The organism is Mycobacterium sp. E2989, assembly GCF_001667595.1.
Lineage (GTDB): Bacteria > Actinomycetota > Actinomycetes > Mycobacteriales > Mycobacteriaceae > Mycobacterium.
Map to the genome: position 1 here is coordinate 55,241 of NZ_LZJX01000112.1, position 19,184 is coordinate 74,424.

Here is a 19,184-nt window from a genome sequence, read left to right on the forward strand (position 1 = left end):
ATCCGATGACCCGCGGGGCAGTCGGGCGGCCGCCGCGCGGGTCACGGCTCCTCGTCGAGGCCATGCTCGATGGCGTACCGGGCCAGCTCCACCCGGTTGGCAACCTGCAGCTTGCGAAAGGTCGCCTGGACGTGGTTTTCCACCGTGCGGTGGCTGAGCGAGAGCCGCTGGGCGATCTGCTTGGCGGACAACCCCTTTGCGACGAAACGCAACACCTCGGTCTCGCGTGCGGTGAGGGCGGGCCGAGCGGGACCGTCATCCTTACTCTGGGCGATCCGGCGGTACTCACCCAGCACCAGCCCGGCCAGGCTGGGGGTGAACACGGCGCGGCCCTCGGCCGTGGCCGTCACCGCCTGTGTCAGTTCGGCTTTGGATGCGCTCTTGACGAGGTATCCGGTCGCGCCGGCTTTGACGGCCTCCAAGACATCCTCGCGCTCGTCGGATGCCGACAGCACCAGCACCCTGGACGACGGGGAGACCGCCAACACCGCGGCGGTCGCCTGTGCGCCGTCGCCGTCGGGCAGTTGCATATCCATCACGACCACGTCGGGCTTGACCACGCTCGCCCGCCGCTGGGCGGCGGCCACACCGTCGGCGGTGGCGACCACGGTGAAACCCTCGTCGGCCAGGTCGCGGGCGACCGCGTCGCGCCAGATCGGATGGTCGTCGACGACCATCACCGTCGTGGTCACCGCACCGGTCATCGGGTCCCTCTGCGCGGCACGCACAGCTCCCACTCGGCGCCCTCCCCGGGTTCGCTGTGCAGTTGGGCGGTGCCGCCCAGCGAGTCCAGCCGGCCCACGATGGATTGGGAAATGCCAAGGCGCCCTTGGTCGGCCGCCTCCGCGAGTCGGCCAGGGGCGATTCCCACCCCGTCGTCGCGGACGCTCACCAGCACCGAATCGCCGAGGTCTTCGACGAGCACGAACGCGCGGGCGCCGGGGCCGGCGTGGGCGCGCACGTTGTCCAGCGCGTTGCCCACGGCCGCGTCGAGCTCGGTACCCACGAAGCGCGGCAAGGGCACCGGCGTCGGGGGCAGGCTCAACGACACCCGGTCGGACTCCCGGCGGCGCAGCAGGCTGCTCAGGTCGATCGTGGCGTCGTCGGCGTCCGGGTCGATGTCCGTGCAGGCGAGCCAGCGCCGCAGGGCGCGTTCCTGCTCGCTGGCAAGGTCGGCCAGTTCGGCTGTGGCGCCGCCGATTTCGTGACCCCTCTTGGCCACCAGGGCCAGCACCTGGATAGCACCGTCGTGAACTTCGCGGGACAAGCGGTCCCGTTCCTGCACGGCGGCGGTCAATCGGGCCGCCCGTTGCAGCTCGTCGTGGGCGCGCCGCGCGGTCTGAGCGGCCATACCGATCGCCATCCCGATGGCGAGTTCGATTATGGCGGTGGCGTTATGACCCAGGTTGAGGGCGAGGTAGTTCTTGACCGCGAAGTTGGTGGCCATCACCACCAATCCCGTCAACATCCCTCCCGCGGGGCCGAACTGGATGGCGGCGGAAATCGTGGGGTTGCTGGCCCACAACGTCGTCGGCCACGTTTGGTTCTCGGCCGCCCAGTGCGGGTCGGCGACAATGGTGTTCGACGACATGAGCAGCACGACGATCACGATCTCGGCGAGCACCCAGGAGGGCCTGCGCCCGAACCCGCGCAAGTAGGCCACCGCGCAGGCCGCGCTCCATCCGATCAGCACCGCGAACAGCACCCACCCCAGCGCGGGCCGGCGCAGATCGGGATTGACGGCTATCTGAAATCCGGTCGCGTAGATACAGCTCAGCAGCCGAAACACCTGTGCCGCACGCCAAAGCGGGGTAGTGGGATCCAGGCCGTTTCTCGCCATCACGGAAGGCCGGGAGTCCGCCGGGCCGGTGTCAGGCGACGACTTGGATCGGATCGCCGACGTTCACCTGGTTGAAGTACCAGGCGGCGTTGTCCGGGCTGAGATTGATACAGCCGTGGCTCACGTTGGCGTAGCCCTGGGAGTCAACCGACCAGGGCGCCGAATGCACGTAGACACCGCTCCAGGTGACCCGGACGGCGTATTGGGCGGTGATCTTGTATCCCTCGGGCGAACTCAGCGGGATGCCGATGGTCCGCGAATCCATCACCACCGAGCGCTCCTTCTCCAGGGCGGTGAAGTTGCCGATCGGGGTGGGCCGGCTCGGCTTGCCCATCGAGGCGGGCATGGTGCGCAGTACTTCGCCGTTGCGGCTGACGGTGAAGGTGTGCCCGGACAGGCTGGCGACTCCGAGTAGCGCATCTCCGGTGTCAAAACCCGTCGTCAGGGCCTGGATGCCGACCGAGACGTGGGTGTGGGTGGGCCAGTACTGGTTCGGCACCCACTGCACCACGTTGTTCTCGACCCACTCGAAGTGTCCGGGCGTGTTGCTGGGCGAAGTGACGTGGATCGACCGCTCCGCGGCGGCACGATCGCTGACCGGCGCACTGAACCGCACGACGACCGGGTGCGCCACACCCACGGTCGCGCCGTTAGCCGGCAAAACCGAGGCAACGACGGGCGCGGGCTGCGGTACCGGCATCGACGCGTGGCTGCGGCCGGGCGATGCGACCAGACCCATTGCTGTGATCGCGACCATAACAAATAGATAACGAACACCTCGACGCATAGCGCCCGCCCTTCGAGATGGTGCGATTGACACGACTGTATTCTACCGGTTGTTCCCCCGTTACCGCTTTCAGCAAACTTTTTTGGCTTCGCCAGGTCAAGTTCGGCGCGATCACCGTGGCCTCCCGGGGGTTCCGTGCAGCACGGGCGCTTTGGCAACCGAGCGGGCCGCCGGACTGGCTGGCGCGCCGCCGACCCGCTAGCCTCAGCAAAATCCCGGAGCCCGAGGAGGTGCGGGTGCTCTTCCGTCAGCTGGAGTACTTCGTCGCGGTCGCCCAGGAGCGCCACTTCGCGCGGGCCGCCGAGAAGTGCTTCGTGTCGCAACCCGCGCTGTCCGCCGCGATCGCGAAGCTGGAACGGGAACTGAACGTCACGCTGATCAATCGTGGGCACAGCTTCGAGGGCCTGACGCCCGAAGGCGAGCGGTTGGTGGTGTGGGCCAGGCGGATTCTCGCCGAGCACGACGCCTTCAAGGCCGAGGTGCACGCGGTGCGGTCGGGCATCACCGGCATGTTGCGGCTGGGCACGGTCCCCACCGCGTCGACGACGGCCTCGTTGGTGCTGTCGGCGTTCTGCTCGACGCACCCATTGGCGAAGGTGCACATCCTTTCCCGACTGGCGGGCAGCGAACTGTACCGGCGGCTGCGGGAATTCGAACTGGACGCCGCGATCGTGCACGCCGCGCCCGACGAGGCTCACGACGTTAATTTCGTGCCGCTGTACACGGAGCACTATGTGCTGTTGTCGCCGGCGGACATGTTGGGGTCCGCCGCCCCTACGATGACCTGGCCCGAGGCCGCACAGTTACCGCTGGCGTTGCTCGCGCCCGAGATGCGGGACCGCCAGATCATCGACAAGGCCTTCGCCGACCACGCCATCGAAGTTGCTCCGCAGGTCGAAACCGATTCCGTCGCTTCGCTTTTCGCTCAGGTCGCCGCGGGGAACTGGGCATGCATCGTTCCGCATACCTGGTTGTGGAGCTCGCCGCTGGGCCCGGAGGTCCGCGCGGTGCGGATGGTGGATCCGGTGCTCACCGCCGACGTCGCCCTGGCCACCAACGCCGCCGGACCCGGATCGCCGGTCGCCCGCGCGCTCGCCGCATGCGCCGCGGGGCTATCGCTGGACGAGTTCTTCGACGCGCAGCTATCGCGCATCACCCATCGACTTTGACCGTCACCCGGCCGACGCCTTGCTGGTGGGGTTCAGGCTCGCCAGGTGGCCGCTTTCCACCCCGGCCGCCGGGTCGAGCTCGCAGTCGATGATCGACGGCGCGCGCGCCGCGATCGCCTCGGACAACGCCGACCGCAACTCCGCCGGGGTCCTGACGTGATAACCCTTGCCGCCGAAGGCCTCCGCGATCAGCTCGTGACGCGCCCGCGCGTTCAGCACGGTGGGCGCCGGGTCGGCTCCGTTGGGGGCTTCATCGCCGCGATAGACGCCGCCGTTGTTGAGAATGACGACGGTCACCGGCAGCCGGTAGCGGCAGATGGTCTCGATTTCCATGCCGCTGAAACCGAATGCGCTGTCACCCTCGATCGCGACCACGGGTTCACCGGTCTCCACGGCGGCGGCGATGGCGTACCCCATGCCGATGCCCATCACGCCCCAGGTCCCCGTGTCCAGCCGGTGCCGCGGCAGCTCCATGCCGATGACGTTGCGGGCCAGGTCCAGCGCGTTGGCGCCCTCGTTGACGACATAAACGTCCGGGTTCTCCTGCAGCACCGCGCGAATGGCGCCCAGCGCGTTGTAAAAGCGCATGGGATGGGGATCTTCGGCCAACCGCTCGCGCATCTTCGCGTCGTTGCGGGAGGTGCGCTCGGTCAGCTCTTCGGTCCAATCCGCCGGCACCGCGATGCGATGGGTGGCCAGGCCGTCGCGCAGCGCCGACATCACCGAGCCGATGTCGCCGACCAGGGGAGCCGCGATCGGCTGATTGCTGTCGAATTCGGACGGGGCGATATCGACTTGCAGGAATTTGGCGTCGGCGGACCATTGCGGCGAATCCCCGTGGCCGAGTAGCCAGTTCAACCGCGCGCCGACCAGCAACACCACGTCCGCGCGTGCGACCGCCAGCGAGCGCGCCGCCGCCGCGGACTGCGGGTGGGAATCCGGCAGCAGCCCCTTGGCCATCGACATCGGCAGGAACGGAATTCCGCTCACCTCGACGAAATCGCGAATCACGTTGTCGGCCTGGGCGTATGCCGCGCCCTTGCCGAGCACGATCAGCGGCCGGTGGGCTTGCGCCAGCACCTGCAGGGCGCGCTCGACCGCCTCGGGTGCCGGTGGCTGCCGGGGCGCCGGGTCGACGATCCGCCACACCGTGTGCGCCCCGGCTGCCGCGTCCATGGCCTGCCCCAACACCTCACCGGGAATGTCGAGGTACACCCCGCCGGGCCGGCCGGAGATCGCGGTGCGGACGGCGCGCGCCACGCCGCGCCCGATGTCCTCGATCCGGCTGATGCGATAGGCCGCCTTCGCGAACGGCCGCGCGGCGTTGAGCTGGTCGAGGTCCTGGTAGTCACCGCGCTGCAAGTCGACCAGCGCGCGATTGCTGGAGCCCGAGAGCTGAATCATCGGAAAGCAGTTCGCGGTGGCGTTGGCGAGCGCCGGCAACCCGTTGAGGAAACCGGGCCCGGACGTGGTGAGGCAGACCCCCGGCCGGCGGGTCAGGAATCCGGCCGCGGCCGCGGCGTTACCGGCCGAGGTCTCCTGCCGGAAGCCGATGTAGCGGATCCCGGACGCCTGCGCGACGCGGGCGAGGTCGGTGATCGGGATGCCGACGATCCCGTAGATGGTGTCCACGTCGTTGGCCTTGAGCGCCTCCACCACCAGGTGGAAGCCGTCGATCAAACGCGCGGACTCGGGCGCCTGGTCGGGAGATGCCGAAACTGCGGTCATGGTGGCGGCTCCTCGCGTGTGGTCTTCAGGTGAAGTGAGCGTCGGCCCTTACTCTGACGCGCCCGCCCGGCCGGTGTCCAAGACCGCGCCGCTATGCAGCGATTCATCCCATCTATCGGCGCTGTTCAGTGCGGTTACGGGCCGTCGATCGCCGGCGGTTATCGGTCGTGAGTGAATCGATATTGGACGCGCCGCCACGCCGCCCGGCATGGTTCGAGCAGATGATGGTGACGACGGAGAAGGAGCGCGGCGATGGGGACTGAGACGATCACCGGCGGCGACGGGGCGAGGCAGATCGCGGGACCCCGCATCGCCGACCTTGTCCAGGACGCGGCACGCCGATACCCGGAGGCGCCCGCGCTTATCGTCAGCGCCGATCGGATCCCGGTCAGCTATCGCGAGCTACTCCGATTGGTGGAGGACCTGGCCGGGCAGCTGATGCGGGGCGGCCTACTGCCGGGTGACCGCGTCGCGCTGCGCTTCGCAAGCAACGCCGAATTCGTCGTTGGGCTGCTGGCGGCTTCGCGGGCCGACCTGGTCGCGGTCCCGCTGGATCCGGCCCTGCCGGTCGGGGAGCAGCTCGCCCGCAGCGAGGCGGTGGGTGCCCGGGCGGTGCTGATCGACGGTGACGCGCCCGACGACGAAGGGGCCCTGCCGTGGTGGCCGCTCGCGGTGACGGTCGGTGGCCCGACGGTGCGGGTGGACGTGAACGCCGCTCCCGCGCAAGATTTTTCGACACCCGAGGGCCTGCGTGACGACGACGCGATGATCATGTTCACCGGCGGCACCACCGGGGTGCCGAAGATGGTGCCCTGGACCCGCGGCAACCTCGCGGCCTCGGTGCGGGCCATCATCGCCGGATACGGGCTCGGGCCCGCGGACGCCACCGTTGCCGTGATGCCGCTCTACCACGGCCACGGGCTGCTGGCCGCGCTGCTCGCGACCCTGGCCTCCGGGGGCGCGGTGCTGCTGCCGGTGCGCGGACGGTTCTCCGCGCACACCTTCTGGGACGACATCGGCGCGGTCGGCGCCACCTGGTACACGGCCGTCCCGACCATCCACCAGATCTTGTTGGAGCGGGCCGAAACCGACCGACCCGGCAACGCGGCATTGCGGTTCATCCGCAGTTGCAGCGCGCCCCTGACGGCCGAGACGGCGCAGGCGCTGCAGGGCACCTTCTCGGCCCCGGTGGTGTGCGCCTTCGGCATGACCGAAGCCACCCACCAGGTCGCGACGACCGAGGTCGGCCACACCGAAAACCCGGCTGCCACACCGGGTCTCGTCGGCCGCTCGACCGGACCGGAGATTCGGATCGTCGGTCCCGACGGCCGCCCGGTGCCGGCGGGCGAGGTCGGGGAGGTCTGGCTGCACGGACCGAGCGTGGTCCGCGGCTACCTCGGCGACCCGGCGATCACCGCGGCCAACTTCACCGACGGCTGGCTGCGCACCGGCGACCTCGGAACGCTCTCGGCGGCGGGCGAACTCGTCATCCGCGGCCGGATCAAGGAACTCATCAACCGGGGCGGGGAGAAGATTTCCCCGGAACGCGTGGAGGGCGCGCTGGGCAGCCACCCCGACGTGCTGGAGGTGGCCGTCTTCGGCGTGCCGGACAAGCTGTACGGCGAGGCGGTGGCGGCGGTGATCGTGCCGCGGGGTTCCGCCGCGCCGACCGCGGAGGAACTCGCGGCGTTCGCCGGCGACCGGCTGGCCCCCTTCGAGGTGCCGGCCAGCTTCCAGCAGGCTACGGAGCTACCGCACACCGCGAAGGGCTCGCTGGACCGTCGCGCCGTCGCGCAGCGATTCGGCGGCGGGGCGTAACGCCTCAGACACCGGCCTTCACGCGGGTGGCCGCGGCCTCCGGCATGGGTTCGTAGCGGGCGAAGCCACGAGTGAACGACGCGGCCCCGTGGGCCAGTGACCGCAAGTCGATCGCGTAGCGCGTCAACTCCACCTGGGGCACCTCGGCTTTGACCAGCGTGCGTTCGTTGCCCGCGGTCTCGGTGCCCAGCACGCGACCGCGGCGACCCGACAGGTCGCCCATAACCGCGCCGACGAAGTCGTCGGGCACCAGCACCGAGATCTCGTCGATGGGCTCGAGCAGGCTCACCTTCGTCGCCGCGGCGGCCTCCCGCAGCGCCAGCGCGCCCGCCGCCTGGAACGCGAAGTCCGACGAATCCACGCTGTGCGCCTTGCCGTCGAGCAGGGTCACCCGGATGTCGACGACGGGATAGCCGGCGTGCACGCCCTTTTCCATCTGCGCGCGCACACCCTTCTCCACGCTTGGGATGAATTGCCGGGGCACCGCGCCGCCGACCACCTTGTCGAGGAACTCGAATCCCGAGCCCTCCGGCAGCGGCTCCACTTCGATGTCGCACACCGCGTATTGACCATGCCCGCCGGATTGCTTGACATGGCGGCCGTGCCCCTTTGCCTTGCCGCCGAACGTCTCTCGCAGCGGCACCCGAAGTTCCACGGTGTCGACGGTGACGCCGTACCGGTTGGCCAGCGCGTCGAGGACCACGCCGGCGTGGGCCTCGCCCATGCACCACAACACGATCTGGTGGGTTTCCTGATTCTGCTCGATCCGCAGCGTCGGGTCCTCGGCGGCCAGCCGGCCCAGCCCCACCGACAGCTTGTCCTCGTCGGTCTTGGCGTGCGCCTGGATGGCCACCGGGAGCAGGGGCTCGGGCATCGTCCACGGTCTCAGCACGAGCGGCTCGGCCTTGTCGGAAAGGGTGTCCCCGGTCTCGGCCCGGCTGAGCTTGCCGATCGCGCAGATGTCGCCCGCGACCACGGCCTGGGCGGGGCGTTGCTGCTTGCCGAGCGGGAAGGACAGCACTCCGACGCGTTCGTCTTCGTCGTGGTCGGGATGCGTGTGGCCGTTCCCGTTGACCGCGCCGAAGAACGACGCGAAATGGCCCGACACATGAACCGTCGTGTCGGGCCTGATGGTCCCGGAGAAGATCCGGACCAGGCTGAGCCGTCCGACGTAGGGGTCCGACGTCGTCTTCACCACCTCGGCCAGCAGCGGCGCGTCGGGGTCACAGGTCAGGGTCGCGTGGGTGGCGCCCTGCGGCGTAAACACCTCCGGCAGCGGGTGTTCCATCGGCGACGGGAATCCGCGGGTGGCGACCTCCAGCAATTCCAGGGTGCCGACGCCGGTGCTGCTGCAGACCGGGATCACCGGGAAGAACGACCCGCGGGCGACAGCCCGCTCCAGGTCCTCGATGAGCACCGCCTCGTCGATGGATTCACCGCCGAGGTAGCGATCCATCAGCGACTCGTCCTCCGATTCCTCGATGATGCCCTCGATCAGGGTGCCGCGGGCCTCCTCGATCCGATCGGCGTCGGACACCTCGGGCGGTTGCATGGTCCGCTTGCCGCCGGCGTATTGGTAGCGGGTCTGCGACAGCAACCCGATCAGGCCTTCACAGGACGGTAGGTGAGTCGGCAGGTACAGCGGTAACACCTTGTCGCCGAACGCATTCTGCGCGGCGGCCAGCGCCTCGGAATAGTTGGCGCGGGTGTGGTCGAGCTTGGTGATCACCACGGCGCGCGGCATGCCGACCTGATCGCATTCCTGCCACAGCGATTTGGTGGGCTCGTCGACGCCCTCGTTGGCGGCGATCACGAACAGCGCGCAATCCGCGGCGCGCAGGCCGGCCCGCAGCTCGCCGACGAAATCCGCGTACCCGGGGGTGTCCACCAGGTTGATCTTGATGCCGTCGTGCGCCAGCGAGGCGACGGCCAGCCCGACGGATCGCTGTTGGCGGATCTCGGCGTCGTCGTAGTCGCACACCGTGCTGCCGTCGGTGACGGAGCCCGCCCTGGTGAGCACCCCGCCGGCGACCAACAGCGCCTCGACCAGGGTGGTCTTGCCGCCGCCCGAGGGCCCGACCAGGACGATGTTGCGCACATCGCCGGGACCGTTCGCGGTGGGAGCGGCCGCTGCGCCCTGGGAAGCATTCGCCTTGTCCGCCATGCCGTTCCTCCAGTTCTCCGCCATCGCCCGTGCGCCGGCGCGGTGTGCGCTAGCTCACAGGGCCACAAGCAACTTTTCCCCCAACCGCGGCCCAACACAAGGCCACGGGACGGCCACAATTGCGCCGGCTGTCAGGCGTGCCAGCTCGACCAGCGGCGCACCGCGATCGCGATCACCGGCCCGTCCAGCGGAACAGTTTGGTACTGCGGGTATTTGGCGCGCAGCAGCCGATATGCGGCCGCCACCGCCGCCCCGCCGGTGTGGATGGTGGCCGCACCGTCGGCCCGAACCCACCACAACCGCGTCCAGTCATCGGCGTAGTGGTCGACCAGGAGGCTCACGTGCGGGTTCTCTTCGATGTTGGCCAGCCGGCGCAGCCGCCGCGTCGTCTTGGGTTTGGCGTCGACGGCGGTGTACACCACCTCGGGGTGATCCCCGGCTACCGCGAATACCACCGGCACCAGGTGGGGGAGACCGTCGGGCGTGATCGTGCCCAGCCGGGCCACCGGGGATTGGCTGAACCTGGCCTGGGGGTCGAATTCGCCCACCGTGTCAGCCTAGGCGCAGAACGCAACCTACCCACTGCCATGAATAGCTACCTGCATTACGGTTATATACAGACAATTGTGCCGCCCAGAATCGCACGGCCGGGGCAGCTTGGTGTTACCGCGACGCAGGAAGGGTGACGGGATGAGCAAATCGCACCACCGCTCGGTCCGGTGGTCATGGTTGGTCAGCGTGTTGGCGGCGGTCGGACTGGGCCTCGGTTTGGCCACCGTACCGGCGGCCGCGTCGCCGTTCACCGCGCCGCAGGCGCCCCTCGACCCGGCGGCATTGGCCGGCCAGGTGGGGCCGCAGGTGGTCAACATCAACACCAAGTTCGGCTACAACAACGCGGTGGGCGCCGGCACCGGCATCGTCATCGACCCCAACGGCGTCGTGCTGACCAACAACCACGTCATCTCCGGGGCGACGGACATCAGCGCGTTCGACGTCGGCAACGGGCAGACGTACGCCGTCGACGTGGTCGGCTACGACCGCAGTCAGGACATCGCGGTGCTGCAGCTTCGCGGGGCCGCCGGGCTGCCTACCGCCGCGATCGGTGGCGGGGTCTCGGTGGGCGAGCCGGTGGTCGCGATGGGCAACGCCGGCGGCCAGGGCGGAACGCCCAGCGCCGTGTCCGGCAAGGTCATCGCGCTCAACCAGTCCGTCTCGGCGACCGACACCCTGACCGGCGCGAACGAGTCGTTGGGCGGGCTGATCCAGGCCGACACGCCGATCCGGCCCGGGGACTCGGGCGGCCCGCTGGTGAACAACGCCGGCCAGGTCGTCGGCGTGAACACCGCCGCCACCGACAACTACAAGATGTCGGGCGGCGGGCAGGGCTTCGCCATCCCGATCGGCCGGGCGATGGGCGTGGCCGGCCAGATCCGGTCGGGCGCCGGCTCGAACACCGTGCACATCGGCCCCACCGCCTTCCTCGGCCTGGGCGTGACCGACAGCAACGGCAGCGGCGCGCGCGTCGAGCGGGTGGTCACCGGCGGCCCCGCCGCGTCGGCCGGGATCTCACCCGGTGACGTCATCACCGGCGTCGACAACGTCGCGATCACCGGGGCCACGTCGATGACGGACGTGCTGGTCCCGCACCACCCCGGGGACAACATCGCGGTCCACTACCGCTCCGCCGGTGGCGGCGACCGCACCACGAATGTGACGCTGGCGGACGGACCTCCGGCCTGACACCCGCGCCGATAACCCCCGGCTGGCGGCCAAATGGCTTGCCAGCGGGCGTTTTTCGCGACATGTTCGTTGGCGTGATTTCGAATGTCGCGCCTCGGGTACCCGTGGCATCGTGGATTTGATGAACGACGCAAGAGAAGCTGTCGAGCACCATCCCGCGGGGGGCAGTCACGTTCAGGACGGCGTGGTCGAGCACCCCGACTCCGATGACTTCGACAACGCCGCCGCCCTGCCCACCGACCCGACGTGGTTCAAGCACGCCGTGTTCTACGAGGTGTTGGTCCGGGCGTTCTTCGACGCCAACGCCGACGGCTCGGGTGACCTGCGGGGGTTGCTCTCGCGCCTGGACTACCTGCAGTGGCTGGGCATCGACTGCATCTGGCTGCCGCCGTTCTATGACTCGCCGCTGCGCGACGGCGGTTACGACATCCGGGACTTCTACAAGGTGCTGCCCGAGTTCGGCACGGTCGAGGATTTCGTCGCGCTGCTCAACGCCGCGCACGAGCGGGGCATCCGCGTCATCACCGATTTGGTGATGAATCACACGTCGGAGTCGCACCCCTGGTTTCAGGAGTCGCGGCACGACCCGGACGGCCCGTACGGCGACTTCTACGTCTGGAGCGACACCAGCGAGCGCTACACCGACGCCCGGATCATCTTCGTCGACACCGAGGAGTCCAACTGGACCTTCGATCCGGTGCGCCGCCAGTTCTACTGGCACCGGTTCTTCTCGCATCAGCCGGATCTGAACTACGACAACCCGGCCGTGCAGGAAGCCATGATCGACGTGCTTCGCTTCTGGCTGGGCCTGGGCATCGACGGGTTCCGGCTGGACGCCGTGCCCTACCTGTTCGAGCGCGAAGGCACCAACTGCGAGAACCTGCCCGAGACGCACGCCTTCCTCAAGCGCGTCCGCAAGGTGATCGACGACGAATTCCCGGGCCGGGTGCTGCTTGCCGAGGCCAATCAGTGGCCGGCCGACGTCGTCGAGTACTTCGGCGACACCAGCACCGGCGGCGACGAATGCCACATGGCGTTTCACTTCCCGCTGATGCCGCGCATCTTCATGGCGGTTCGCCGGGAATCGCGCATTCCGATCTCGGAGATCCTGGCGCAGACGCCGGAGATCCCCGACATGGCGCAATGGGGAATCTTCCTGCGCAACCACGACGAGCTGACGCTCGAGATGGTCACCGACGAAGAGCGCGACTACATGTACTCCGAGTACGCCAAGGATCCGCGGATGAAGGCGAACGTCGGAATCCGGCGCCGGCTGGCGCCGCTGCTGGACAACGACCGCAACCAGATCGAGCTGTTCACCGCGCTGCTGCTGTCGCTGCCCGGCTCGCCGGTGCTGTACTACGGCGACGAGATCGGCATGGGCGACGTGATCTGGCTGGGGGATCGCGACGGTGTGCGCACCCCGATGCAGTGGACGCCGGACCGTAACGCCGGGTTCTCGAAGGCCAACCCGGGCCGGCTCTACCTGCCCGCCAGCCAGGACTCGGTCTACGGCTACCAGGCGGTCAACGTGGAGGCCCAGCGGGACACCTCCACGTCGCTGCTGAACTTCACCCGCATGATGCTGGCCGTGCGGCGCCGCCACGAGGCCTTCGCGATCGGCTCATTCGAGGAGTTGGGCGGCTCCAACCCGTCGGTGCTGGCGTTCGTGCGGCAGGTGCGCGACGGCGGCGACACGGTGCTGTGCGTCAACAACCTGTCGCGCTTCCCGCAGCCGATCGAACTCAATCTGCAGCACTGGAGCGGTTGCACGCCGGTGGAACTGACCGGCCACGTCGAGTTTCCGCGGATCGGGCACCTGCCCTACCTGCTGACCTTGCCGGGGCACGGGTTCTATTGGTTCCAGCTGACCGCATGTGAGGAGGACTCGCGTGACTGACCCAGCCAAACTGCCGTGGTCGGACTGGCTCCCACAGCAACGGTGGTACGCCGGACGCAACCGGGAGCTGACCTCAGCCGAAGCCGCCGTGATCGTCCCACTCCGGGACGACCTCGACCTGGTTCTGGTCGACGTCCAGTACGCCGACGGTTCGTCCGAGCGCTACCAGGTGATCGTGCGTTGGGATGCCGCGCCGGTATCCGAGTACAGCACCGTGGCCACCATCGGCGCAGCCGGCGACCGCACCGGCTTCGACGCCCTGTACGACACCGATGCGCCGAAATTCCTGCTGTCGTTGATCGACGAATCGGCCGTCCGCGGTTCGTCGGGCGCCGAGGTGCGGTTCGTCAAGGAACCCGACGTCGGCCTGCCACTGGAGGCCATGCCGCACGTCTCCGACGCCGAGCAGAGCAACACCAGCGTCATCTTCGACCGGGACGCGATCTTCAAGGCGTTTCGCCGGGTCAGCAGCGGCATCAACCCCGACATCGAACTGAATCGGGTGTTGGGCCGGGCCGGCAACCCGCATGTGGCCCGGCTGCTGGGTACCTACGAGATGCCCGGCTCGGCGGGCACCCCCGACGCGGCGTGGCCGCTGGGCATGGTGACCGAGTTCGCGGCCAACGCCGCGGAGGGCTGGGCGATGGCCACCGCCAGCGTCCGCGACCTGTTCGCCGAGGCCGACCTCTACGCGTACGAAGTCGGTGGCGACTTCGCCGGCGAGTCCTACCGGCTGGGCGAGGCCGTGGCGTCGGTGCACGCCACCCTGGCCGAATCCCTGGGAACGGCGCAGTCGGCCTTCCCGGTCGACACCGTGCTGGCGCGGCTGTCGGCGACCGCGGCGAAGGTCACCGAGCTGCAGGAGTACGCGACCACCATCGAGGAGCGGTTCGCCAAGCTCGCGGGCGAGGCCATCACCGTCCAGCGGGTGCACGGCGACTTGCACCTCGGTCAGGTGCTGCGCACCCCCGAGAGCTGGCTGCTGATCGACTTCGAGGGCGAACCGGGGTCGCCGCTCGACGAGCGCCGGGCGCCGGATTCGCCGCTGCGCGACGTGGCCGGCGTGCTGCGGTCCTTCGAGTACGCCGCGTACGGGCCGCTGGTGGACCAGGCGGCCGACAAGCAACTGGCCGCCCGCGCCCGGGAGTGGGTCGAGCGCAACCGGACCGCGTTCTGCGAGGGCTACGCCGCCGCCTCCGGGACGGACCCGCGGGATTCGGCGGAGTTGCTGGCCGCCTACGAACTCGACAAGGCGGTGTACGAAGCCGGTTACGAGGCGCGCCACCGGCCCGGCTGGTTGCCGATTCCGCTGCGCTCCATCGCCCGACTCACCAGCACATAGGCGCAGCATAGGAATTCCCTATGCGTCCCCTGCGCGGTCGGCGAGCGTCTGAAAGCATGTCAGCGTGGCAAGCGAAACCTTCAATAGCGAGGCGCGACTGTCGTGGGTGCTGGCGGGCCTGGCCGGTGTGGTGGGCGCGATCTCGTTCACCCACTCCGCGGGCTACTTCGTGGTTTTCATCACCGGCAACGCCCAACGGGCCGTCCTCGGTTATTTCACCGGTGATGGGTGGCTGGCCGTAAGTGCCGGGCTCCTCATCGCGGTGTTCGTCGCCGGCGTGGTCGTCGCGTCGCTGTGCCGGCGATTTTTCTGGGTGGACCATCCGCACGGCCCGACGGTGCTGACCACCTTCAGTTTGGCGGCCGCCACCGTGGTCGACGTGCTCGACGAGGGATGGGAGGAGAATCTCGTCGATTTCTTGCCGATGATGCTGCTGGCGTTTGGTACCGGGGCGTTGAACACCTCTTTTGTCAAAGATGGCGAGGTTTCGGTGCCGTTGAGCTATGTGACCGGCACGACCGTCAAGATGGGCCAGGGCATCGAGCGCCACATCGCTGGTGGTGGAAGCGTCTCGGACTGGCTCGGTTACTTTCTGCTGTTCGCCAGCTTCGTCGTGGGCGCGACCGTCGGCGGCTTCATCAGCGTCGTCGTCAACGGGACCTGGATGCTGGTGATGGCCACGTCCCTATGCGCGGTGACGACCGGGTACACGTACTTCCACCAGGACCGGCGCGCTCTGTTGATGGAACGGTCCGAGAAAAAGCATCGGCAGTAGCGCTGACCGGTGCGCTACTGCCGATGCTGCTCGGGGGTCAGGCGGCCGGCTGAGCCGGTTGCGCCGGTTGCGCCGGTTGCGCCGTGGTGTTGCTGGCCAGCAGCACCTGCTGGATGTCGGGCTTCATCGCGACCAACTGCTGGTTCCAGTACGGCCACGAGTGCGTGCCGTTGGCCGGGAAGTTGAACGTCCCGTTGCGCCCGCCGGCGGCCGCGTAGCTGTTCTGGAACTGCTGGTTGGTGCGCAGCGTGAGACCTTCCAGGAACTTGGCCGGCATGTTGTCGCCGCCCAGGTCACTGGGTGTCCCGTTGCCGCAGTACACCCAGATCCGGGTGTTGTTGGCGACCAGCCGCGGAATCTGCAGCATCGGGTCGTTGCGCTTCCACGCCGGGTCGGTGGACGGTCCCCACATGCTGTTGGCGTTGTAGCCACCCGAGTCGTTCATCGCCAGCCCGATCAGCGTCGGCCACCAGCCCTCGGACGGGTTGAGGAAGCCCGAAAGCGAAGCGGCGTAAGGGAATTGCTGCGGGTAGTAGGCGGCCAGGATCAGGGCGGAGCCGCCGGACATCGACAGGCCCACCGCGGCGTTGCCGGTCGGTGAGATCTGCTTGTTGGCCTGCAGCCACAGCGGCATCTCCTGGGTCAGGAACGTCTCCCACTTGTAGGTGTAGTTCTGCCCGTTACCCGACGACGGCTGGTACCAGTTGCTGTAGAAGCTGGACTGGCCGCCGACCGGCATCACCACCGACAGGCCGGACTGGTAGAACTCCTCGAAGGCGGGGGTGTTGATGTCCCAGCCGTTGTAGTCGTCCTGGGCCCGCAGCCCGTCGAGCAGGTACACCGCGTGCGGTCCGCCGCCTTCGAACTGGACCTTGATGTTGCGGCCCATCGACGGCGACGGCACGTCCAGGTACTCCACCGGCAGACCCGGCTTCGAGAACGCCCCCGCGGTGGCCGATACGCCGGCGGCGGTGACGAGGCCGGACATCAGGGCAGCCCCCATAGCCGCGACCGCCAGTTGGCGCGGCATGGATGCCGCGGCGCCACGCAACTTTCCGAAGAACTTCATAGCTCTCTACCCATCCCAACTTTCATCTGCCGCGTGCCGCGGTCGAATCCGTTCGCTGGGCAGTCAAACACGGGGAGAGGGCGCAAATCGCTTGTCAGGGCCGCAGCTTCACATCGCGGTTGGCTAACGATTAGGCGTCGGCCGGAAATCGTTGCCGATCGGTCACGATCGGCTATCGAGGCGATAACTAGGCGACGAGCCGGCGCAATAGCGTTGACGCCGAGGCGATTCCGAGCACGGCGGCCACCAGCAGCACCACGATGTCCATCGGATCGAAGGGCGTGCCGATGAGCAGTCCCCGCAGCGCGTTGACCTCGTAGCTGAGCGGGTTCACCCTGCTCAGCACGTGCAGCCAGGCCGGCATCACGTCCACGGGATACAGCGCGTTGGAGGCGAAGAACAACGGCATCGTGATCGCCTGCCCGATTCCCATCAGGCGGTCGCGGTTGCGCACCAGGCCCGCCAGGGTCATCGACAGGCAGGCGAAGAACGCGGCGCCGAGCATGACCACGGCCATCGCCGCCACGATCCGCAGCGGGTTGACGGTCAGGCCGACGTTCATCAGGTACGCCAGCGCCATCACACCGACCACCTGGGCGACCGAGCGCACGCCGGCCGCGAACGCCTTGCCGGTGATCAGCGCCGACGCGGGTGCCGGCGTCACCATCAGCTTGGCCAGGACCCCGGCGTCGCGGTCCCAAATGATCTGTATGCCATAGAAAATGGAGATGAACAGCGCCGACTGGGCGATGATGCCCGGCGCCAGGAAGGCCAGGTACGACACCGATCCGGTCTGGATGACGTGCAGGTGGCTGAACGTGGTCCCGAAGATCAGCAGCCACAGCGCCGGCTGCACCATCCGGGTGACCAGTTCGGTCCGGTCGTGCTGCAGCTTCTGCATCTCGACGATGGCGAACGCACCGATCCGGCTGAACAAGGCGCCGACCCGTTGCCACCCATGGGGTGCGCGGACCAGCGGTGTGGGCATCACGCTATCAACCGACACGACGCGCAACCTTTCTCGCGGAACGGATTTCGCCGAACGAACCCGCCGAGTCCGACGACGCCTGCTCATCCGCCAAGCCGGAGGCCGCGTAGTGGCGGAAGACGTCCTCGAGGGTCGCGCGCGGCGACACCGTCGACTTCAACTTGGCCGGTGTGCCCACCGCCCGCAACTCACCCCGGTGCATCAGAGCCACGCGATCGCACAACGCGTCGGCCTCTTCCATGTAGTGGGTGGTCAGCAGCACGGTCATGCCGAACTGCGCCTGCATCTTTTGCACCTGCGTCCAGACGCCGTCACGCGCGATCGGGTCGAGTCCCACGGTGGGTTCGTCCAGGACGAGCAGCGACGGGCGGTTCACCAGCGCCTGCGCCACCTCGAGGCGGCGGACCATGCCACCGGAGTAGGCGGCGGCCACCCGGTCGGCCACGTCGAGCAGGTCCATGGCCGCCAGCGCCTGCTCGACGCGATCGGACCGCGCGGCCCGCGGCACGCCGTAGAGCCGCGCGAACCACTCGACGTTCTGCCGGCCCGTCAGCGCGGGCTCGATCGAGAGTTGTTGCGGCACATAGCCGATGTTGCTGCGAATGTCCGTGGTCTGGTGACGGGCGTCCAGCCCGAAGACGCGCAGTTCGCCCTGTTGCACCGGTGCCAGCGTGGTGAGCATGCGGACCATCGTCGTTTTCCCGGCTCCGTTCGGGCCGAGCAGGCCCATGGTCTCGCCGGGCCGCACCTGCAACGTCACGTCGTTGACGGCGGTGAACTGGCCATACCGGTAGCTCAGGTGCCTGGCGTCGATCGCCATCGGCAGTTGTGCGCTCATGATTGCCGCTCCTGCAGTGTCCTGGTCATCGTCTCGATGACCTCCAATCCCCTTGTCAAAGACTCGATTTGCTCGTCGTCGAGCTCGGCGAGCACCTCCGCCAGCACGGCGCGGCGCGCGGCTCGCGACGCGTCGACGATCTGCTGGGCGGGCTCGGCGAGGTGTAACCGCCCGACCCGGCGGTCCGGGTCGCCGACGGTGCGCAGCAGCAACCCGCCCGCGACCAACTTGGAGACCAGGGTGGAGGCGGTGTTGGGCGCCAGCCCGAGCTCGGCGGCCGCGGCGTTGACCGAGATCCCCGGTTGCCGGCCCACCAGCCACAACAGCTCGGACTGGGACTCGGTGAGCCGTGACGAGTCGAAGCCGCGGCCGGCCGACCGACGCAGTTGCCGGCGGAATCGGCCGACGACGCGAAACACGTCGGTGACCACATCAGTACTCGCCTTCACTTTTTCCATAATACCTCTGTAGCCGAGCTATTTATGTGCGCAAGCTGTGCAGAAGGTATGTACCCGCTACTTCGGGAGGCGATGCAGGACCACGTCGGACAGGGCGCCGTCGTCGACGCGGGCGGTCATGTAGGTGCAGAACGGCTGCCGACGGCGGTCGGTGGGCGAACCCGGGTTGAGCAGGTGCAATCCGGTGGCGGTGGTGGTGTCCCAGGGGATGTGGCTGTGCCCGAACACCAGCACCTGGCTGTCGGGATACAGCCGGGACATCCTGTTTTCTCGCCCGGTTGCCGCGCCGGTCTCGTGCACCACCGTGAAACGCACCCCGGCCAGCGTGACGTCCGCGCGCTCCGGGAGCCGGGCCCGCAGCGCCGGGCCGTCGTTGTTTCCCCAGCAGGCGACGAGCCGGGCCGACCGGCCGTCGAGTTCGTCGAGCAGTTCGGGCACCACCCAGTCGCCCGCGTGCACGACGACGTCGGCCGCGGCGACTTCATCCCATACCCGTGCGGGCAGGTCGCGGGCGCGGTTGGGGACGTGGGTGTCGGATATCAGCAGCAGCCGCACAGTCCCATCTTGC

Annotated in this window: 17 protein-coding genes; 6 read left to right on the forward strand and 11 right to left on the reverse strand. The window is 68.5% G+C overall.

Annotated elements, in window-relative coordinates; genetic code table 11:
• Positions 1 to 41: 41 nt before the first annotated feature.
• From A5680_RS20235 to A5680_RS20245, 3 genes are read right to left on the reverse strand one after another with little or no spacing between them, the layout of a single operon-like run.
• Positions 42 to 704 (reverse strand): response regulator transcription factor, encoded by a 663-nt coding sequence (locus A5680_RS20235; RefSeq protein WP_067822496.1) that lies wholly within the window; start codon positions 702 to 704, stop codon positions 42 to 44.
• Entirely contained in the window at positions 701 to 1,840 is a 1,140-nt protein-coding gene (macS, locus tag A5680_RS20240) for a MacS family sensor histidine kinase (protein WP_067822499.1), read from the reverse strand. Before macS ends, A5680_RS20235 begins: the two co-directional genes overlap by 4 nt.
• A gap of 31 nt (positions 1,841 to 1,871) precedes the next feature.
• Positions 1,872 to 2,627 carry a L,D-transpeptidase family protein gene (locus A5680_RS20245; protein ID WP_055403882.1) on the reverse strand — a complete coding sequence of 252 codons (756 nt, stop codon included), beginning with the start codon at positions 2,625 to 2,627 and terminating at the stop codon, positions 1,872 to 1,874.
• Positions 2,628 to 2,863: 236 nt separating this feature from the next.
• Between A5680_RS20245 and A5680_RS20250 the strand changes: the two genes are divergently transcribed.
• Positions 2,864 to 3,796, forward strand: coding sequence for a LysR family transcriptional regulator (locus tag A5680_RS20250; protein WP_067822660.1), 933 nt, complete (start codon positions 2,864 to 2,866; stop codon positions 3,794 to 3,796).
• Positions 3,797 to 3,799: 3 nt separating this feature from the next.
• Here A5680_RS20250 and oxc read toward each other — a convergent pair whose 3' ends face one another.
• On the reverse strand, positions 3,800 to 5,524 hold the full coding sequence (gene oxc, locus A5680_RS20255; RefSeq protein WP_067822501.1) for an oxalyl-CoA decarboxylase: 1,725 nt from the start codon (positions 5,522 to 5,524) through the stop codon (positions 3,800 to 3,802).
• Between the two features lie 252 nt (positions 5,525 to 5,776).
• On the opposite strand from oxc, the gene A5680_RS20260 reads away from it, so the two are divergent.
• The gene (locus A5680_RS20260; protein WP_067822504.1) at positions 5,777 to 7,342 is read left to right on the forward strand and encodes a FadD7 family fatty acid--CoA ligase; all 1,566 of its coding nucleotides are present in this window, start codon (positions 5,777 to 5,779) and stop codon (positions 7,340 to 7,342) included.
• Positions 7,343 to 7,346: 4 nt separating this feature from the next.
• Here A5680_RS20260 and A5680_RS20265 read toward each other — a convergent pair whose 3' ends face one another.
• Together A5680_RS20265 and A5680_RS20270 are read right to left on the reverse strand one after the other, a co-directional pair.
• Entirely contained in the window at positions 7,347 to 9,506 is a 2,160-nt protein-coding gene (locus A5680_RS20265) for an elongation factor G-like protein EF-G2 (RefSeq protein ID WP_067822507.1), read from the reverse strand.
• A gap of 131 nt (positions 9,507 to 9,637) precedes the next feature.
• Positions 9,638 to 10,054, reverse strand: coding sequence for a TIGR03668 family PPOX class F420-dependent oxidoreductase (locus A5680_RS20270; RefSeq protein WP_055403878.1), 417 nt, complete (start codon positions 10,052 to 10,054; stop codon positions 9,638 to 9,640).
• A 142-nt stretch (positions 10,055 to 10,196) separates the two neighbouring features.
• On the opposite strand from A5680_RS20270, the gene A5680_RS20275 reads away from it, so the two are divergent.
• The 4 genes from A5680_RS20275 (at position 10,197) to A5680_RS20290 (ending at position 15,263) form a co-directional block, all read left to right on the forward strand.
• Positions 10,197 to 11,246, forward strand: a complete 1,050-nt coding sequence (locus A5680_RS20275; RefSeq protein WP_067822510.1) for a S1C family serine protease — start codon at positions 10,197 to 10,199, stop codon at positions 11,244 to 11,246.
• Between the two features lie 121 nt (positions 11,247 to 11,367).
• Entirely contained in the window at positions 11,368 to 13,146 is a 1,779-nt protein-coding gene (gene treS, locus A5680_RS20280) for a maltose alpha-D-glucosyltransferase (protein ID WP_055403894.1), read from the forward strand.
• Positions 13,139 to 14,488 (forward strand): maltokinase, encoded by a 1,350-nt coding sequence (locus tag A5680_RS20285; RefSeq protein ID WP_067822513.1) that lies wholly within the window; start codon positions 13,139 to 13,141, stop codon positions 14,486 to 14,488. The genes treS and A5680_RS20285 overlap by 8 nt, the downstream gene beginning before the upstream one ends.
• A 64-nt stretch (positions 14,489 to 14,552) precedes the next feature.
• Positions 14,553 to 15,263: a YoaK family protein gene (locus tag A5680_RS20290; RefSeq protein WP_055405651.1), complete on the forward strand. Its 711-nt coding sequence runs from the start codon at positions 14,553 to 14,555 to the stop codon at positions 15,261 to 15,263.
• 37 nt (positions 15,264 to 15,300) lie between these two features.
• On the opposite strand, the gene ag85C is transcribed toward A5680_RS20290, so the two are convergent.
• The 5 genes from ag85C to A5680_RS20315 form a co-directional block, all read right to left on the reverse strand.
• Complete coding sequence (ag85C, locus tag A5680_RS20295) at positions 15,301 to 16,332, reverse strand: diacylglycerol acyltransferase/mycolyltransferase Ag85C (RefSeq protein ID WP_055405650.1); 1,032 nt, start codon at positions 16,330 to 16,332, stop codon at positions 15,301 to 15,303.
• Positions 16,333 to 16,519: 187 nt separating this feature from the next.
• Positions 16,520 to 17,320: an ABC transporter permease gene (locus A5680_RS20300; protein ID WP_156675184.1), complete on the reverse strand. Its 801-nt coding sequence runs from the start codon at positions 17,318 to 17,320 to the stop codon at positions 16,520 to 16,522.
• 7 nt (positions 17,321 to 17,327) lie between these two features.
• Entirely contained in the window at positions 17,328 to 18,158 is an 831-nt protein-coding gene (locus A5680_RS20305) for an ATP-binding cassette domain-containing protein (protein WP_067822516.1), read from the reverse strand.
• Positions 18,155 to 18,616, reverse strand: a complete 462-nt coding sequence (locus A5680_RS20310; protein ID WP_067822519.1) for a MarR family winged helix-turn-helix transcriptional regulator — start codon at positions 18,614 to 18,616, stop codon at positions 18,155 to 18,157. The genes A5680_RS20305 and A5680_RS20310 overlap by 4 nt, the downstream gene beginning before the upstream one ends.
• A 57-nt stretch (positions 18,617 to 18,673) precedes the next feature.
• Positions 18,674 to 19,171, reverse strand: coding sequence for a metallophosphoesterase (locus A5680_RS20315; protein ID WP_067822523.1), 498 nt, complete (start codon positions 19,169 to 19,171; stop codon positions 18,674 to 18,676).
• Positions 19,172 to 19,184: the final 13 nt, after the last annotated feature.

What these genes read in the sequence shown, in the direction of transcription:
- ag85C (WP_055405650.1), bottom strand. Translation starts at nt 16,332, where the DNA reads ATGAAGTTCTTCGGAAAGTTGCGTGGCGCCGCGGCATCCATGCCGCGC.
- A5680_RS20265 (WP_067822507.1), bottom strand. Translation starts at nt 9,506, where the DNA reads ATGGCGGACAAGGCGAATGCTTCCCAGGGCGCAGCGGCCGCTCCCACC.
- treS (WP_055403894.1), top strand. Translation starts at nt 11,368, where the DNA reads ATGAACGACGCAAGAGAAGCTGTCGAGCACCATCCCGCGGGGGGCAGT.
- macS (WP_067822499.1), bottom strand. Translation starts at nt 1,840, where the DNA reads ATGGCGAGAAACGGCCTGGATCCCACTACCCCGCTTTGGCGTGCGGCA.
- A5680_RS20310 (WP_067822519.1), bottom strand. Translation starts at nt 18,616, where the DNA reads ATGGAAAAAGTGAAGGCGAGTACTGATGTGGTCACCGACGTGTTTCGC.
- A5680_RS20305 (WP_067822516.1), bottom strand. Translation starts at nt 18,158, where the DNA reads ATGAGCGCACAACTGCCGATGGCGATCGACGCCAGGCACCTGAGCTAC.
- oxc (WP_067822501.1), bottom strand. Translation starts at nt 5,524, where the DNA reads ATGACCGCAGTTTCGGCATCTCCCGACCAGGCGCCCGAGTCCGCGCGT.
- A5680_RS20275 (WP_067822510.1), top strand. Translation starts at nt 10,197, where the DNA reads ATGAGCAAATCGCACCACCGCTCGGTCCGGTGGTCATGGTTGGTCAGC.
- A5680_RS20235 (WP_067822496.1), bottom strand. Translation starts at nt 704, where the DNA reads ATGACCGGTGCGGTGACCACGACGGTGATGGTCGTCGACGACCATCCG.
- A5680_RS20260 (WP_067822504.1), top strand. Translation starts at nt 5,777, where the DNA reads ATGGGGACTGAGACGATCACCGGCGGCGACGGGGCGAGGCAGATCGCG.
- A5680_RS20300 (WP_156675184.1), bottom strand. Translation starts at nt 17,320, where the DNA reads ATGCCCACACCGCTGGTCCGCGCACCCCATGGGTGGCAACGGGTCGGC.
- A5680_RS20245 (WP_055403882.1), bottom strand. Translation starts at nt 2,627, where the DNA reads ATGCGTCGAGGTGTTCGTTATCTATTTGTTATGGTCGCGATCACAGCA.